This is a genomic window from Mitsuokella apri, from assembly GCF_047974105.1.
In the GTDB taxonomy this organism is placed as follows: Bacteria; Bacillota; Negativicutes; order Selenomonadales; family Selenomonadaceae; genus Mitsuokella.
The window spans coordinates 85,540-101,950 of record NZ_JBHYRS010000005.1 but is presented as its reverse complement, the minus strand read 5'-3'; the positions used below and the strand labels follow the sequence as shown (position 1 = coordinate 101,950).

Sequence of the window (16,411 nt, the reverse complement as noted above, 5' to 3'; positions counted from 1 at the left end):
CTGCACTCCTTACTGGAGACAGCGGGATTTTTTCATATATGCAGTTATATGCTGTGCAGCTTCTTAAGAGACTTAGTTGTTGGCATGTTCTTCGGCGAGGAGCTTGCGCGTATGCTCGGCAACGTCTTTGCCGGTGACATTCGTGAGACGGGCGACGCCGCTCTTGATGGCAGCTTCGGCTACGGCAGCTGCGACCTGCGGGGCAACGCGCGGGTCAAACGGGCTCGTGATGACATGGTCTTCCTTGAGCTCGTCGCCTGCGACGAGGCTGGCAATGGCCTCTGCGGCAGCCATCTTCATTTCTTCGTTGATCTTTGTGGCGCGGACGTCGAGAGCGCCGCGGAAGATGCCCGGGAAAGCCAGCAGATTGTTGACCTGATTCGGGAAGTCGCTGCGGCCCGTGCAGACGATGCGGGCACCGGCAGCCTTTGCTTCATCCGGCATGATCTCAGGCGTCGGATTGGCCATGCCCATGACAATCGGGTCCTTCTTCATCGAACGGACCATATCCTGCGTGACGGCACCGGCGATGGAAACACCGATGAAGACGTCGGCATCCTTGATGACATCCGCGAGCTGACCTTCTTCATTCTGCGGGTTCGTGATTTTGGCGATATCGTCCTTGTACGGGTTCATGTCTTCCTTGCGGCCTGCGTAGATGGCACCCATGCGGTCGCAGAGGATGATATTGCGGCCGCCCATGCTGTAAATCAAGCGCGTGATGGCCTGACCGGCAGCGCCGGCACCGTTGAGGACGAACTTGGAATCCTTGAAATTGCGGCCCGTGAGCTTGAAGGCATTGATGAGGGCCGAGACCACGACGATGGCCGTGCCGTGCTGGTCATCGTGGAAAACAGGGATATCGAGCTTCTGCAGGCGCTTCTCAATGTCAAAGCACTCCGGAGCCTTGATATCTTCGAGGTTGATGCCGCCGAAAGTCGGAGCCATGAGCTCGACAGCGCGGACGATTTCATCGACATCCTGCGTATCGAGACAGATTGGCACGGAGTCGACGCCGGCAAAGCCCTTAAAGAGGATGGACTTGCCTTCCATGACCGGCAGGCCGGCACCGGCGCCGATATTGCCGAGGCCGAGAACGGCACTGCCGTTCGTCACAACGGCGACCGTATTGCCCTTGTTCGTGTAATCATAAATTTTATTGTAGTCTTTCTTGATTTCGAGGCACGGTGCAGCCACGCCCGGGGAATAAGCCAGCGTCAGGTCTTTTGCCCTCTCAAGAGGCACCTTGCTCTGCATCTCAATCTTGCCGTGATGTTCTTTATGTAAGGCCAATGCCTGATCGGTTAACTCGCTCATGAATAAAACTTCCTTTCCCGTTTGCCGTGTCTCTTGCTGTGAAGGCTGGCAGATACTATATGTGAGATAAATACAATAGGCTGTAATAAATGTTACACTTTTTTGAAACTTTACATCAAATAAATGTTAAGTTGTAAAACTGTGTTGAGTACTATTATATTATGTTGTGTCCAAAATACAAATATAAATTATTTATAATACCATAAAATTTATAAATAATATAAGCCTCCCTTATGATGAAGGGAGGCTTATATTTATATGGATATCATTGTGTTTTGCTGGTATTGGCAGAGTGCGTCGGTGCGGCTGGTGCCGTACTGGAAGAAGCTGCCGATGATTTGGAGCTGCTGCCCGAAGCTGAATTGGAACCGCCGGCAGAATGGGATTCCGAGGAGGAGCTGCCCGATGTATGACTGCTTCTCGTCGTTGACGAACTGCTGCTCGATGAACTCCTCTGCGTGCTCTTCTGGCTGCTGCTTGACGACGAGGACTTCGCAGACGGAGCCTTGCTCGTGGCATTGGCCGGAATTGAGGATTCGTATTCATGCTGAGCCTTTTCAAGCTGTGCTTTTTCACTGGCGTTCAGCGTGATGCCAAGCGTATCGGCAAGGGTCGTGCGCAGTTTCTGCAGGTCCGGAATCCAGTAGCTGACACCGTCGATGTAGAGCGGCTTGCCCGGGACCATCTCGGTTTTGAGGCCGTTCTTCTGGGCCTCTTTCAGCGTGCCGGCAAACTCGAGCATCTGACGGAACGAAAGGTCAGTTTTGACGGACGACATGACTTCCTTGATGACGGACGGCAGCTTCGGGATGATGGCCGGCGAGGTGACTTTGTCCATGCAGGCCTTCATGAATTTCTGCTGGCGCTTGATGCGGCCGATATCGCCTTCTTCGTCGCGGTAGCGGACGTAGGTGACCGCGGTCTTGCCGTCCATATGCTGCATGCCCGGCTGCAGGTCGATGATGAGACCGCCGTCGTCGTCCCACGGGTCTTCGTAGTACATGCGTTTTTCCACGTCGATATCAATGCCGCCGATGGCATCGATGATTTTCTGGAATGCCTGAATGTTGACGACGACGTAGTGGTCCATGTTGACGCCTAAGAAATCCTCGACTGTGCGCTGGGCGAGTTTTTCGCCGGCCTCAGAACCGCCCTTGGCACTGCCGTAGGCGTAGGCCGCGTTGATTTTGTCCCAGCCGTGTCCCTTGATTTTGACGCGCGTATCACGCGGGATGGACATTAGGGCGGCCTGGTCTTTTTTCGGGTCGAGCGTGGCGACCATCAGGGTGTCGCTGCGGCCGACATCGTCATCGCGTTCATCGACGCCCATAATCATGATGGTCGTCTTGTCCTTGGCAGTCAGCAGGCCATCCTCTACAACGTCGTCAGCCGACTTGTCGAGAAGGCTGTTGGACGCAAAGAGAGCCCCCGCTGCAGCTGCCGCGATGAAAGCGACGGCGAGGAGAACCCAGAGGAAACCTCGGTGCTTGCGGCGCGAACGGCGCGGGGGAATCGGAGTTGTTTGCAAAATGATACCTTCTTTTCTGAAATCATGCATGAATCCCTACTATTGTAGCAAAGTGTATTTACATTTTTATTATAAGGAAAGCTTGATAGATGCGCAATTACTTTATTCGTATCCCGCCCATATTTCAGCGGCATAGTCAATTAGTTTCATGATAACCCCTTTTTATGAAAATCAGGGGGAACAGCGGTGAGTTTTCACTGTTTCACAAAAAATGACAGTAAATCGAGGGCGGTATTAGAGAGGCGATAGTCAGGCATAATGGTAGTCTAATTTTGATTCATAAAAAATGATCGAAAGTGCCACATGACATGTTTTTGAACGCGGTTCTTTGTTAGAATAAGAACCATCCATAGTAAAGCATACAGATTATGCGTAAGAAATGATTTGGGAGGGATTTCAATCTGCTCGGTCTCTTGGTGTTCATCGGGATTGCCACGGCGTTCTCGAAGAAGCGCAAAGAGATCTCGTGGAAAACAGTCGGCGTGCTCGCGCTTTTCAATCTGTTCCTGGCATGGTTCCTGACCTCGTTCTTTGTCGGACGCAATATCGTCCTGTTCTTGGCTGCGGGGTTCCAGTGGGTTGTCGACGTCTCCTATACTGGTATCGCCTTTGCGTTTCCGGACTGGGTCCATGTGGAACGCATGAACTTCTTTACGGACGCACTGCTGCCAATCCTCATGATTGTACCGCTATTTGATATCCTGTCGTACATTGGCGTCATGCCGTTTGTCATCCGCTGGTCGGGCAAGCTGCTCTCGAAAATCACGGGCCATAAACGCGAGAGGGAGCCGTTCTTCTCCTTCCTCGGCAACTCCATCATCAGTTCGGGCCGCCTGATTCTCATCATCGTCGCAATGGTCATTGCCTTTGTCGCTCCTGTTGCACTCATTGACCAGCTGCTGGCGCTCATTAATCCGGCCGTTTCGCTTGAAAAGATGCTTGGCTTTGTGATGTTCCCGTTTGCCTGGCTGCTCGGCCTTGATTTCAGCGAAGCTTTCCAGCTCGCTGAGTACATGGGCATGAAGATTGTCACGAACGAATTCGTCGTCATGGGGCAGGTTGGTCCTATCATGGACACGTTCAGTCATCATATGCAGGCCGTGCTGACCGTCTTCGTAACGTCGTTTGCCAACTTTGCTTCCGTTGGCGTTATCCTCAGTGCTTTCAAAGGCTTCATTGATGAGGACCGCATTTACCTGATTCCGAAAAACGTCGGCTATATGATGCTTTCCGGTATTCTCGTTTCACTGCTTTCCGCAGCCTTTGCCGGCCTCTTCATTTGGTGCTTGCCTATATATGCCGTGTTTTTCTACAGAGAACAGAATGAGAGAGAACTAGGGGGAGTTTTTAACCTAATCCGCCAGAAGGCCTCCACCTCTTAGGTGAGGGACTTCTGGCGGGTATGGCGAATTTACGTAAGTAATTGAGCCATACCATTGCTCTGTAGATAGTTCTGTAGTATAATCAGTCGTAGATGAGAAAGGATTGATTATACTATGAAATTGGATAGCAATAACCATTCAGTATTCTTACTCTATTACCATCTTGTTTTGGTGGTAAAGTGTCGCCGCAAAGTATTCTCTGACCAAATGAGCCAATACGCTAAAGATATTTTTGTCCGCATTGGTTCATCGTATAACATAACGTTGGAGGAATGGAATCACGACCAAGACCATGTTCATATCATGTTTCGCGCTCATCCCAATACAGAACTATCAAAATTCATCAATGCTTATAAAAGTGCCAGCTCTCGGCTGATCAAAAAAGATTTTCCAGAGGTTAGGCGTAAATTGTGGAAAGAAATGTTTTGGTCAAGAAGTTATTGCCTGCTGACAACAGGCGGTGCTCCTATGGAAACCATACGAAAATACATCGAACATCAAGGCAGGTGAGATTATAGTGAATAAGGCATACCGATACAGGCTCTATCCAACAACTGAACAAAAAATTATGTTTGCCAAGACGTTCGGCTGTGTCCGATTCATCTATAACAAGATGCTTGGCGACCGCCTTGACTACTACAAAGAAACCGGCAAGAAACGGAACAATACTCCCGCACCGTATAAGGAAGATTTTCCTTGGCTGAAAGAAGTGGACAGTCTTGCTCTTGCCAATGCACAGATGAACCTGAACAAAGCGTACAATAACTTTTTTAGAAATCGAAAACATTTTGGCCAGTCACGCTTCCAATCGAAAAAGACAGGCCATGTTTCGTATTCTACGAACAACCAACACGGTTCTGTAAGAATCGAGGGGAACAAGGTCAGGCTGCCCAAAATAGGTTTGGTGAAATTGTGCCTGCATCGTCCCTTGATGGAAAACAGTACGATAAAGACGGTAACCATAAGCAAAACATCATCAGGAAAATATTACATCAGCATTTTGGCAGAGTACGAAAACCAAATACTTCCCATCATACCGAAGAAATTTCTTGGCTTGGATTTTGCTATGCACGGACCAATCAACGCCGCGACTTCCTGCATAAAAAAGCCCGCTACTTGGTAGACCACTATGATGCCATAGGTATCGAGGATATCAGCGTCAAAGCGATGGCGAAGTACAAGAAAGGTGGTAAGTTCAGTTTTGGCAAATCTGTAGCCGACAATGGCTGGAATATGTTCACAAACATGTTAGAATATAAGCTGGCTTGGCAAGGAAAACAGCTTATCAAGATAGACAAGTGGTATCCAAGCAGTCAGCTATGTCATGTTTGTGGCTTCCAAAACGATGCAACTAGGGACCTATCTGTAAGGGAATGGGATTGCCCGAAATGTGGCAGTCATCATGACCGAGACAAGAACGCTGCCATAAATATTAGAGAGGAAGCTAGGCGCATATCCGCCGCCTAATGTAACGCATAAAGTACCGTGGGTCGCACGGAAACTTACGCCTGTGGAGAGCGTGTAAGTCGCCACAACTCTTCAGAGTCAGTGGTGCTGTTCTCGCTGAAGCAGGAAGCCCCTGCCTCTATAGGCGGGGGTACGTTCACTGAAAAAAGGTTCGATCTTAGCGATGACAGCCATGACAATGACAGCTGCGCTGATGTGTGGGGAATGCTCCGCAGCTTCTGTCAATCTGTTTGCTGATGTGCCGAAAGACCATTGGGCCTACGATGCAATCGAGACGCTGGCGCAGGATGGCGTGGTAGATGGTTATGGGGATAACACCTACCGCGGGGATAAAGCCATCATGCGCTACGAGATGGCCCGGATGGTCGCCAAGGCCATGGCAAGAACGGATGTTTCGGCTGCGGACCGCAGCGTCATTGATAAGCTCGCCGCGGAGTTCTCGGCAGAGCTCGGGAACCTCGGTGTCCGCGTGGCAACCCTTGAGCGCAATGCCGACAGGGTCAAATGGAACGGCGTCATGGAGTACACGTATACGAGCACGCGTCACGATACGCAGGACCCGTCCCATAAGACGAAGCATAATGATGACGACCTGTTGTTCCGCTTGGAACCGAATGCTGACCTTGACAGCCATTGGTCGGCTCATGCCCGTCTCGATGCACAGACGAAGCTGCAGAAGGATTCGGGCGTGCGCGGCTGCGAAAAAGTCGAGCTCAAGCGCGTCTGGGCCGAGGGACGTTTCCCGGATTGGACGGTCAAAGTCGGCAAGATTCGTCCTGCTGATTGGCAGGTATTTCAAGGGCAAGGATATCGTCGCTGACAGGGATGCTGAAAAGCTGTTCGGCCGCGTGGATTTCTTCTTCTAAGATAAGAAAGAATCAGGCGGAATCGCTGTAAAGGGCACTGCTGCACGGAGAAGCATCGAAAATCCATGACGCAAAGGGGGATTATGATGAAAAAAATCATAGGAGCAGTCTTAGCAGTGCTGCTCGTGCTGGCAGGGGTCTGTTACGATTATATCGGTGAGCATCAAAAGAATAATGCCGCGGGAACGGCGGAAGCACAGCAGTCACAGCAGACTCAGCAGGAAAATGAAGACCTGACAAAGTCACCGCTTGATGGCAAAGCCGCGCCGAAACTCGCGCTCAAGGCATTGGACGGTAGGGACGTGACGATAGACGGGACAAAAGACAACACGATTTATGTGCTGAACTTCTGGGCCACGTGGTGTCCTCCCTGCCGTGCCGAACTGCCGGAAATCCAGAAATTTGCTTCGGCGAAACACGAGCATGTGAATTTCTATGCCATCAATATGCAGGAGAGCCCTGAAAAGATTCAGAGCTTCCTGAAGGAAAATGGCTATGAGCTGCCGGTGCTGCTGGATCCCGAGGACAAGGCGGCTTCGGATTATCTGGTGAAGTACATCCCAACCACGCTGATCATCGATGCGAAGGGCATCGTGCGCTATCAGCAGGTCGGCGGTACGACCCAGGAAAAGCTGGAGTCGGAAATTGAGAAACTGAAGGCAGAGGAAAAATAAACCGATGCAGGAGGTATCTTTCTTTATGGCCGTGCTGGCGGGGTTCATTTCTTTCGCTTCGCCCTGCGTTGTGCCGATGCTGCCGGTATTTTCGATGCTGCTTGTCCAGTCCGATGGGGAAGCGGCAGGACATCGCTATATGATGGTCACGTCTTTTCTGGCGGGCTTTACGCTGATGTTTGTGCTGATGGGAGCGACAGCTTCCTGGCTTGGACAGTTCCTGCTGCTGCATGGTGAGGCCATGCGGCGCATCGGGGCTGTACTGATGATTATCATGGGAGCTTTTATGGCGGGGATCATTCATTCTTCTATCCTCTCACGCGAATGCCGCCCGCTACTCTCGCCTAAGCTCAGGGGGCTCGGTCTCTTCGGCACATTCTTACTCGGTGCTGCGTTTACACTGGGCTGGACGCCCTGCACGGGCCCTGTTCTTGCCGTCATCCTCTTTTACGCCGGACAGACGGCGAAGGTATGGCAGGGGGCATGGCTGCTCTTTGCCTATGCCCTTGGCTTTGCTGTGCCGTTCTTCCTTTTGACGGCCGTCTGGCAGAACTGCCTCGTGCGCCTGCGCGTGGTCTATGCCTGGCTGCCAAAGCTTCAGGCCGCATCGGGCTATGTGCTGATTCTCTTTGGCCTACTCGTCTGGTTCAATGAAATCAATCGGCTGGTTGGCTGGCTTTGGCAGTTCTTCCCAGGTATGTGATGCTAAATTTTCCATTCGTTAAGCAAAAGTCTCTAAAATCTCAACGCAAAAATCTCAATGAAGCGGTGGCTCTTCCTCTGCTTCATTGAGATTTTTGTTTGTGTTTTATTTGCGGGGATAAAAAAAGACCGGAAGCATTTTGCTTCCGGTTCTATGGGGAAAATCAGGACTCAACGGCGAGAATGCCGTAGTCGCGAAGTTTCGTTTTATCAATTTCATCGTTGTAGAAACGGTCGTTGCTCATGACATTGCCGACGCGAATGAGTGTCTTGGCGCCGTATTCCGTGATGAGCTCTTTCGTGTAGATGGAGATGGATGGAATGCCCATGCCCGTGCTCTGGACGGAAATGCGTTTGCCCTTGTAAAGGCCGGTGTAGCCGAGGACGTTGCGGATATTGCTGTAGCATCTTGCGTCGGTCAGAAAGGTCTCGGCGATGTGTTTGGCGCGCAGCGGGTCTCCCGGCAGCAGGACGCGCTCAGCAATTTCTCCTCGTTCGGCGGCAATATGTGGTGTACTCATTGGCGTACGCTCCTTTCTTTTTCTATGTCTTTATTCTATACTGAAAGAAAGGCGCAAAACAGGACGCGTGGCACTTTTGAGAATTATTTCGTAAGGAAGTGATTTGTTTGGAATTGCTGGAAGCACTGAACAACATGTCGGAGGATATCGCACGCTCCGTGCATAAGAAGAAAGTCTCGAAGGGAAACGTCCTCATGCAGAAGGGGGACCCGGTCAAATTCATCTACGTTTTGCTCAGCGGCAAGGTGCAGATCAGTAAGGATTATCTCGATGGACGCCATTACATCTTTGCGACGCGATACGGAGTTTTTCTTCACGGTGGCGCGCATCTTTGCCGATGCCGTCGGCGCGACGATGACGCAGCTCGGCAATATCAAGTACATTCCGGCGCAGGAGCGCCTGTCCTCGTATCTTCTGGCCGAGACGCAGGATATGGGCCGCGAGATGGTCATCAAGACGACGCGCCGCCAGATTGCCGATGAAATCGGCATGAGCATCCGCACACTGCAGCGCTGCATCGACAGTTTTGTGGAACAGGGCTATATCGGCCTGTTCCATGGCAAGATATGCCTGACTGCGGCACAGCGGCAGAGACTGCTGACGGAAATGGCAGAAGCATAGAAAGGGGCAGGAATATGGCAGAAGAAATCGAGCGCAAATTTCTCGTGAAAGAGGGCTGGCGGCCCCAACATAAAGGCGTGCGCATCGCGCAGGGGTACCTTTCGTCGGCGCCGGAACGCACGGTGCGCGTGCGCATCAAGGGGGATAAGGGCTATCTGACCGTCAAGGGACGCAATGAGGGCATCCGGCGGGCGGAGTTTGAGTATGAGATTCCGCTGGCCGATGCTGAGGCGATGATGAAGCTCTGCGAGAAGCCCCCTGTGGAAAAAACGCGCTATCTTGAGGAATATGAAGGTCATACGTGGGAAGTCGATATTTTTGCCGGAGCAAATGAAGAGCTCAGGGTTGCTGAAATTGAACTGCCGGCCGAAGATACCGTTTTTGCGAAGCCGGCGTGGGCCGGTGCGGAAGTCTCAGGGGACGAGCGTTACTATAACTCGAGTCTTAGCCTTCATCCTTATCAACAGTGGGCTGCGGATAAGAAAAAATGAGCCTGGGGATATCCACAGGCAGAAGTGGGAAAAGTCACAGGCTAAAACCCAAGATATGGGAATGGTGGATAACTTTATGCGTATATATGGGGTTATCCACGGACTTATCCACATTATCCACAGATTTTAGGCAAGTTTGGGGAAATATTTAACCACAGTATGCACAAGAGGCTGTATATATTATAGTAGGAAAGTGAAAGGAAAGGAGTGTTCATAAAGAGATATCCACAGCTGTGGATTTCTTTGTGGATAAAAAATTTACATGATATTAACATCGGAAGAACTTCTGCTGCGTCTCGTTTTGTCCTGTATCTTGGGCGGCATCATCGGCTACGAACGTCAGGCCCGCCGCAAATCCGCGGGGCTGCGCACGAATATGCTCGTCTGCCTCGGCTCGTGCCTTGTCATGATTATGTCACAGAGCATCTATGCCGAGGTTGAGGGGCATACGAATGCGGACCCTGCGAGACTCGCGGCGCAGGTCGTCAGCGGCATCGGCTTTCTTGGCGCCGGTGCCATCATGAAGGAAGGGCTGACGGTCACGGGACTGACGACGGCGGCCTGCCTCTGGGTCGTCGCGGGCGTCGGACTCGCCGTGGGCGGCGGCTTTTATCAGGGGGCGCTTTTGACGACGGCACTTGTCTTTGTGACGCTCGGGGCACTGTCACGCCTCGATGAATGGGTCGACCACGAGACGAATTTTTCCCTGTCCGTCCATACCGTTGACAAGCCCGGTCAGCTGCTGCTCATCAATAACTGTCTGGAAGAGATGAATCTTCATATCCGCAGCATTAAGGTGAAAGGCGAGGATATCGAAGAGGGGGAACGCGAGAAAAACAGGCCGCACCTGCTCTATATCGACCTTGAGGTCTACAATCCCAAGGGAATCAAGGGCGTCATTGTTGCTGACGCCGTGCGCAGCCTTGAGGGCGTACAGCGCGTCGACCTTGCCTGAACGCAAAAGGACATAAAAAAGGAACATCCCTGCAAGTATTGGTCTTGCAGGGATGTTCCTTTTTATTAGTTCAATCGTTTATTTGTTTATGTTGCGATTAGGCTTCTTCACCCTTCTTGAGCGGTTTCTTGAGTATCGAGAGGATGATGCAGCCGACAACAGCACCGACGAGAATCGATACGAGGTACATCAGCGGGTTGCCAATGGTCGGTACGACGAAGATGCCGCCGTGCGGAGCACGCAGCGTGCAGTCAAAGGCCATCGTCAGGGCACCCGTGACGGCCGAACCGATGACGCAGGATGGGATGACGCGCAGCGGGTCAGCTGCGGCAAACGGGATAGCACCTTCGGTGATGAAGGAAAGGCCCATGACGTAGTTCGTGACACCGGCTTTGCGCTCGCTCTCCGTGAAGCGGTTCTTGAAGAACGTCGTGCAGAGGGCGATGGCAAGAGGCGGGACCATGCCGCCGGCCATGACCGCAGCCATGACGTGGAATTCACCGGAAGCTAAGAGGCCCGTGCCCGTGACATAAGCAGCCTTGTTGATTGGGCCGCCCATATCGACAGCCATCATGCCGGCGACAATCATGCCCATGAAGATGCGGGCGGACGGGTCCATGTTCTTCAGGGTCTCGACCATCCAGCTGTTGATGGCGGAAACCGGCGGAGCGATGATGAACAGGCTGATGAAGCCCATGATGAGGATACCAAAGAACGGATAGATGAGCATCGGCTTGATGCCTTCAAGCGATTCTGGCAGGCCCTTCGAGATTTTCTTGAGGAAGTTGACGATATAGCCGCCGAGGAAACCAGCAATCAGGGCACCGAGGAAGCCAGAGCCCGTCGTGCCGGCTAATGCACCGCCGACAAAACCTACGGCAAGGCCTGGACGGTCGGCAATCGACATGGAGATGAAACCAGCGAGGACTGGCAGCATGAAGCCGAACGAAGCACCGCCGATATCCTTGAAGAATTTAGCGAGCGGCGTGTTGGAGCCGAAGTTTTTCGGGTCGATGGAGTAATCATCGAACAGGAACGCGAGGGCGATGAGGATACCGCCGCCGACGACGAACGGCAGCATATGGGATACGCCGTTCATCAGGTGTTTGTAGATCTGACGGCCGAGGCTCTCGCCCTGTACGTCTGCGGCGCTCTCTTCCGTGTCGGAGCCCGAAGCGTGGTAAACAGGAGCTTCACCGGCAAGGGCGCGGTCGATGAGTTCATCGGCCTTGTTGATGCCGTCGGCAACTTTCGTGATGACGACTTTCTTGCCGTTGAAACGGGCCATGGCAACGTTTTTGTCGGCAGCGACGATGATGCCGTCTGCTGCGGCAATTTCGTCATCCGTCAGGATGTTCTTTGCACCGCCGGAGCCGTTCGTCTCGACCTTGATGGAAATGCCGCGTTTCTTGGCATGCTGCTCAAGGCTTTCGGCTGCCATGAACGTATGGGCAATGCCCGTCGGGCAGGCCGTGACGGCGAGGACCTGGATGTGGTCGCTCTTCGGTGCTTCTTCAACAGCAGTTTCTTCCGAGGCGTCTGCCTTCGGTGCTTCGAATTTGCCGTCTTCCTTGAGGTCGATGAGGTGCAGGAATTCTTCCTTCGTCTTCGCGGCAATCAAAGCTTCCTTGAAATCCGGGTCCATGATCATCATGGCCAGCTGCTGCAGAATCTGGATGTGCGCGTCGTTCGCGGAATCCGGTGCGGCAATCATGAAGAACAGGCGGGCCGGGTTGCCGTCCATGGACTCAAAGTCCATGCCTTCCGGCACCGTCATAGCGGCGAGGCCGGCTTCTTTGACGCCTTTGCTCTTGGCATGCGGCGTGGCAATACCGTCGCCGAGGCCCGTCGTGCCCGATGCTTCGCGTGCGAAGACATCTTTGAGATACTGATCTTTGTCCGCAAGGTTGCCAGAAGCTGCCATGAGGTCAGCGAGCTGACGGATTGCTGACTCTTTGTCAGTAGGTTTTACGCCCAGAGCGATGCTTTCGCTCTTGAGCAAGTCCGTAATACGCATTAGATTCTCCCCTTATCGTATGCTTAAATTATTGAATTAGATGCATAAAAGCAAATCACATTAACAAATGGTCTTGAGAAGTGCCTCGACTTCCGGACGCGTCGCGAGATTTTCGCTGAATGCGGAAGCAGAGCCCGTGGCTACGCCCATGAAGAAAGCCTTTTCAAGGTCGCCATCGGATTCGAGGCAGCCCGTGAGGAAGCCTGCTACCATGGAGTCGCCAGCGCCGACGGAGTTGACGAGTTTGCCTTTCGGGGCCGGGCTCTTGAAGTGTCTGCCATCGGCCGTCAGCAGGATGGCGCCGTCGCCGGCCATGGAAATCAGGACGTTCTGAGCGCCTTTTTCCTGCAGCTTCTTGGCGTACGTGACAATTTCTTCATCCGTCGTGAGCTTGACGCCGAACATATCGCCGAGTTCGTGGTTGTTCGGTTTGATGAGGAACGGATGGTACTTCAGGACGTTCAGCAGCAGCTTCTTTTCGGCGTCGACGACGATGCGGATGCCGCGGCCTTCAAGGCGTGCCATGATTTTTTCGTAGATGTCATCCGGCAGCGTCTTCGGGATGGAGCCGGCGAGTACGAGCGTATCGCCTTCCTGCAGTTTGTCGAGCTTGGCGAAGAGCTCTTCGCGCTTGGTTTCGCTGATGTCAGGACCCTGACCGTTGATTTCGGTCTCTTTGTCGGCCTTGACTTTGACGTTGATGCGCGTAAAGCCGTTTTCAAGCTGGACGAAGTCATGTTTGACGCCGAAGCCGTCGAGCTGGCGCTTGATTTCTTCGCCCGTGAAACCTGCCGTAAAGCCGAGGGCCGTGCTCTCATGTCCGAGATTGCCGAGGACGATCGAGACGTTGATGCCCTTGCCGCCGCCTAAGACCTGTTCGTAGTTGACGCGGTTGATTTCGCCGGCCGTGAAGGAATCGAGGCGGACGATGTAATCGAGCGACGGGTTGAATGTTACGGTGTAGATCATTTCTTCTCTTACTCTCCTTCCAGGATTGTCGTGCAATCCCGATACTTCTTGTCTCTTAGATGCCCGGTGATGATGGCAGCACTGGAGATGTTGGCAAAGGTGATCGGCGAAATCTTGTTGAATTTCGACTGATCGGCCAGCACATAGGCGTGTTCACAGCGCGAAAGAGCTTCGCTCTTGACGAGCCCTTCGCTCGCATCCGGTGTGGAAAAGCCGGATTTGATGCTGATGCCGTTGACACCGAAAAATCCTTTGGTGAAATTGTAGAGTTCCAGATTGTGCAGAGCCTCAGTGCCGATGACCGCTTCGGTGAGGGATTTGAGTCGGCCGCCTAGGATGAACACCTTGAAACCCTTGAGGGACAGACGTGAGGCATGAGGCAGTCCGTTTGTCACGTAGACGGCCTGACGCTCCTGCAGAAAATCCACCATATGCAGCGTGGTCGAGCCGGCATCGATATAGACAAAATCTTTGCGCGTCACGAGACTTGCTGCCCGGCGCGCAATGGCGATTTTTTCCTCGGTGCACTGGCTGTTCTTCGTCGGCATATCTTCTTCCATAGCGGTGTAGTTGTTGTCGATGGAAGTAGCGCCGCCGTAGACCTTGTAGAGAAGTCCGCGTTTGTGGAGTTCTGTGAGGTCGCGGCGAATCGTGGATTCTGAGGTGCAAAGAGCACGTGTGAGTTCCGGTACCGTCACAGCCCGTTTCTCTTTGAGAATGCGGAGGATAGTGGCATATCGTTCTTCCGTAAGCATGACGTTCACACCTTTCTGTACTTTCATAATATCATCAAAGTCAGTCAAAGTCAATCAAATTCAACAAACAATATGAAGAAATAAGTATAAAGAATCGAAAAGCATGGACGCTTATGCGAATGAGCAATACAGAAGGATTTTTGTAACACATGGAGAAAAATTCATGATAATTTCATGGAGGATTGTATCGTTTTCCTATATAATGGAACTATAATATGAAGAAAGTCAATTGCAAATAGGAGAGAGATAAATGACTGATATCCATCATTTGCCGGGAACAACGGAGGCCAAGGCTGTCATCCGGCAGCACCGCAAGGCTTCGTTCTATGTAAAAAAATACCTGATGATCATCCTCGGTGCGCTGATTGCGTCCATCGGACTGGAGCTTTTCCTGATTCCAAACAATGTCATCGATGGCGGCGTGGTCGGTATTTCCATCATGATGTCATCGATTACGGGGCTGTCGCTCGGCGTGTTCCTGATTCTCTTGAACATTCCGTTCCTTTACCTCGGATATAAGCAGATTGGCAAGAATTTCGCGATTGCCACGACCATTGCCATCTGCATTCTGTCGTTCTGGTCGGCCGTGTTTGCCCCTCTGCCAAAGGTTACGGACGACCCGTTCCTCGCGGCGATTTTTGGCGGCATCATCGACGGTCTCGGCGTCGGTCTCATTATCCGCGCGGGCGGTTCGCTCGACGGCACGGAGATTGTCGCGATCATCATGGACCGCCGTTCCGTCTTTTCGGTCGGCGAAGTCGTCATGTTCATCAATCTGTTCATTCTGTCGAGTGCCGGCCTGCTCTACGGCTGGGACAAGGCGATGTATTCACTCGTCGCGTATTTTGTCATTTCGAAGATGATCGATGTGGTCATCAAGGGTCTTGACGAATCGTATGCCGTCATGATTGTCACGAACGAGCACGAGGAAATCACCTCGGCTTTAAATGACCGCCTCGGGCGCGGCGTGACGCTGCTGCACGGGCAGGGAGGCTACACGGGCGAGGCCAAGGAAGTGCTTTACTGCGTCGTCACGCGCCTTGAAGTCGACAAACTCAAGGAAATCGTGCTCGAAAAGGACGAAAATGCCTTCGTCACGATCAATGCCGTACACGATATCGTTGGGGGACGCTTTAAGAAGAAGGCGATACATTAAATTCAATCGAGGCGCAATGACGAGGGAGCTGCCGACGCTGCGCGTCGTGATGAGCTAAAAATTTTTTCAGACTTTTATTATCCTTGCCGCCGACTTAAACGCGCTGCGCTTGGACGAAAGTCTCTGGCAAGGAAGTGCTGGATGTCTGAAAAAATTTTCTTGACGCTCATCACGAAAGCTTCGCTTACGGCAGCTCCCTCGTCAAAGCTTACTGCTGGTGATGTAACAATATATCTTTTTAGGGAGGTAAGCATCATGAGAAAAATCGTCGCCGTAAGTTGTTTTCTTTTTGTTTTGCTGCTGTCGGTCACGGCGCTGGCGGCGGAGCGGCAGCCGCAGCGCATTGCGCAGTTCCCGATGGTCATTGAGAGCTGGCAGCAGCCGAGTGCGGATGTGCAGGACGAGCTCGAGACGAAGATTGACCGGGCCCTGCATGTGCCGTTGAATGATACCTTGAAGGCCGTTGAATATATTCCGGAAAAGGACTGCGAGGCCGCATGGGATGAAGTGGCAGCAAATATGACGGGCAAGATGCGCATCAAGAATATGGCGAAGCCGATTGCGGAGAAGCTCAATGCGGACCTCGTCGTCATTCCGGTGCTTGCCGGCTATGAGCAGTATACGACGATGAGCTGGTATTGGGATCACGATATGATTCTGCACAGCTACGCCGAAGTCCAGCTCGTCGTTTACGACCGCACGACGGATAAACTCGTCTACAAGAAGTCTTCGGATTTCTACGAAGATGAATATTCGACGACAGGTACGGCCGCCTATCTGGCCCGCGGCTGCATGGATAATGTCATTCGCGATGCCAATCTGCACGGTCTCCTCTGGCCGTTGGACAGAGGTACATCTAACAAGGATACGAAATCGACAAAATCGTGATTTCCCCTTACTTTTCCCTTGACAAGTTACAGTGTTACATTTATAATGTAAACATATTAATCAGATATGTTTACAAGTCACCGTGACTTGCCGATAGAAAGG

General features: G+C 52.2%; 17 protein-coding genes and 2 pseudogenes. 13 read left to right on the top strand and 6 right to left on the bottom strand.

The genetic code is table 11. The features are described 5' to 3' along the window. Positions 1 to 72 precede the first annotated feature (72 nt). Both ACE419_RS07995 and ACE419_RS07990 read right to left on the bottom strand, forming a co-directional pair. Positions 73 to 1,317, bottom strand: coding sequence for an NAD(P)-dependent malic enzyme (locus tag ACE419_RS07995; protein ID WP_435721634.1), 1,245 nt, complete (start codon positions 1,315 to 1,317; stop codon positions 73 to 75). Between the two features lie 265 nt (positions 1,318 to 1,582). Beyond that, positions 1,583 to 2,845 (bottom strand): LCP family protein, encoded by a 1,263-nt coding sequence (locus tag ACE419_RS07990; RefSeq protein WP_435721633.1) that lies wholly within the window; start codon positions 2,843 to 2,845, stop codon positions 1,583 to 1,585. Positions 2,846 to 3,261: 416 nt separating this feature from the next. On the opposite strand from ACE419_RS07990, the gene ACE419_RS07985 reads away from it, so the two are divergent. The 7 genes from ACE419_RS07985 (at position 3,262) to ACE419_RS07955 (ending at position 7,937) form a co-directional block, all read left to right on the top strand. After that, the gene (locus tag ACE419_RS07985; protein WP_435721632.1) at positions 3,262 to 4,227 is read left to right on the top strand and encodes a nucleoside transporter C-terminal domain-containing protein; all 966 of its coding nucleotides are present in this window, start codon (positions 3,262 to 3,264) and stop codon (positions 4,225 to 4,227) included. Positions 4,228 to 4,341: 114 nt separating this feature from the next. After that, positions 4,342 to 4,737 carry an IS200/IS605 family transposase gene (tnpA, locus tag ACE419_RS07980; protein WP_302609393.1) on the top strand — a complete coding sequence of 132 codons (396 nt, stop codon included), beginning with the start codon at positions 4,342 to 4,344 and terminating at the stop codon, positions 4,735 to 4,737. A gap of 58 nt (positions 4,738 to 4,795) precedes the next feature. Next, the gene (locus ACE419_RS07975) at positions 4,796 to 5,350 is read left to right on the top strand and encodes an RNA-guided endonuclease InsQ/TnpB family protein (RefSeq protein ID WP_435721631.1); all 555 of its coding nucleotides are present in this window, start codon (positions 4,796 to 4,798) and stop codon (positions 5,348 to 5,350) included. Continuing rightward, a complete protein-coding gene (locus tag ACE419_RS07970; protein WP_435721630.1) occupies positions 5,344 to 5,694 on the top strand; it encodes an RNA-guided endonuclease TnpB family protein in 351 nt (116 codons plus the stop codon). Before ACE419_RS07975 ends, ACE419_RS07970 begins: the two co-directional genes overlap by 7 nt. 163 nt (positions 5,695 to 5,857) lie before the next feature. After that, positions 5,858 to 6,514, top strand: a complete 657-nt coding sequence (locus ACE419_RS07965; RefSeq protein WP_435721629.1) for an S-layer homology domain-containing protein — start codon at positions 5,858 to 5,860, stop codon at positions 6,512 to 6,514. Between the two features lie 132 nt (positions 6,515 to 6,646). After that, the gene (locus tag ACE419_RS07960) at positions 6,647 to 7,234 is read left to right on the top strand and encodes a TlpA family protein disulfide reductase (protein ID WP_302489526.1); all 588 of its coding nucleotides are present in this window, start codon (positions 6,647 to 6,649) and stop codon (positions 7,232 to 7,234) included. 4 nt (positions 7,235 to 7,238) lie between these two features. Beyond that, complete coding sequence (locus ACE419_RS07955) at positions 7,239 to 7,937, top strand: cytochrome c biogenesis CcdA family protein (RefSeq protein ID WP_435721628.1); 699 nt, start codon at positions 7,239 to 7,241, stop codon at positions 7,935 to 7,937. Positions 7,938 to 8,106: 169 nt separating this feature from the next. On the opposite strand, the pseudogene ACE419_RS07950 reads toward ACE419_RS07955, so the two are convergent. Next, positions 8,107 to 8,457 (bottom strand): annotated as a pseudogene (locus tag ACE419_RS07950) (purine-nucleoside phosphorylase); the annotation flags it as partial. A gap of 134 nt (positions 8,458 to 8,591) precedes the next feature. On the opposite strand from ACE419_RS07950, the pseudogene ACE419_RS07945 reads away from it, so the two are divergent. The 4 genes and pseudogenes from ACE419_RS07945 to ACE419_RS07930 all read left to right on the top strand — a co-directional run. Then, positions 8,592 to 8,690 (top strand): annotated as a pseudogene (locus ACE419_RS07945) (hypothetical protein); the annotation flags it as partial. Between the two features lie 37 nt (positions 8,691 to 8,727). Beyond that, positions 8,728 to 9,078: a helix-turn-helix domain-containing protein gene (locus ACE419_RS07940; RefSeq protein WP_295713169.1), complete on the top strand. Its 351-nt coding sequence runs from the start codon at positions 8,728 to 8,730 to the stop codon at positions 9,076 to 9,078. A gap of 14 nt (positions 9,079 to 9,092) precedes the next feature. Further along, complete coding sequence (locus ACE419_RS07935; RefSeq protein WP_435721627.1) at positions 9,093 to 9,569, top strand: CYTH domain-containing protein; 477 nt, start codon at positions 9,093 to 9,095, stop codon at positions 9,567 to 9,569. 262 nt (positions 9,570 to 9,831) lie between these two features. Beyond that, positions 9,832 to 10,524 carry an MgtC/SapB family protein gene (locus ACE419_RS07930; RefSeq protein WP_435721626.1) on the top strand — a complete coding sequence of 231 codons (693 nt, stop codon included), beginning with the start codon at positions 9,832 to 9,834 and terminating at the stop codon, positions 10,522 to 10,524. A 97-nt stretch (positions 10,525 to 10,621) separates the two neighbouring features. Here ACE419_RS07930 and ACE419_RS07925 read toward each other — a convergent pair whose 3' ends face one another. From ACE419_RS07925 to ACE419_RS07915, 3 genes are read right to left on the bottom strand one after another with little or no spacing between them, the layout of a single operon-like run. Then, positions 10,622 to 12,541 carry a PTS fructose transporter subunit IIABC gene (locus ACE419_RS07925; protein WP_435721625.1) on the bottom strand — a complete coding sequence of 640 codons (1,920 nt, stop codon included), beginning with the start codon at positions 12,539 to 12,541 and terminating at the stop codon, positions 10,622 to 10,624. A 60-nt stretch (positions 12,542 to 12,601) separates the two neighbouring features. Beyond that, positions 12,602 to 13,510, bottom strand: coding sequence for a 1-phosphofructokinase (pfkB, locus tag ACE419_RS07920; RefSeq protein ID WP_435721624.1), 909 nt, complete (start codon positions 13,508 to 13,510; stop codon positions 12,602 to 12,604). An 8-nt stretch (positions 13,511 to 13,518) separates the two neighbouring features. Continuing rightward, a complete protein-coding gene (locus tag ACE419_RS07915; RefSeq protein ID WP_503128871.1) occupies positions 13,519 to 14,292 on the bottom strand; it encodes a DeoR/GlpR family DNA-binding transcription regulator in 774 nt (257 codons plus the stop codon). 223 nt (positions 14,293 to 14,515) lie between these two features. Between ACE419_RS07915 and ACE419_RS07910 the strand changes: the two genes are divergently transcribed. Together ACE419_RS07910 and ACE419_RS07905 are read left to right on the top strand one after the other, a co-directional pair. Continuing rightward, positions 14,516 to 15,421 (top strand): YitT family protein, encoded by a 906-nt coding sequence (locus tag ACE419_RS07910; RefSeq protein WP_435721623.1) that lies wholly within the window; start codon positions 14,516 to 14,518, stop codon positions 15,419 to 15,421. A gap of 255 nt (positions 15,422 to 15,676) precedes the next feature. After that, on the top strand, positions 15,677 to 16,309 hold the full coding sequence (locus ACE419_RS07905; RefSeq protein WP_432647831.1) for a hypothetical protein: 633 nt from the start codon (positions 15,677 to 15,679) through the stop codon (positions 16,307 to 16,309). Positions 16,310 to 16,411 lie beyond the last annotated feature (102 nt).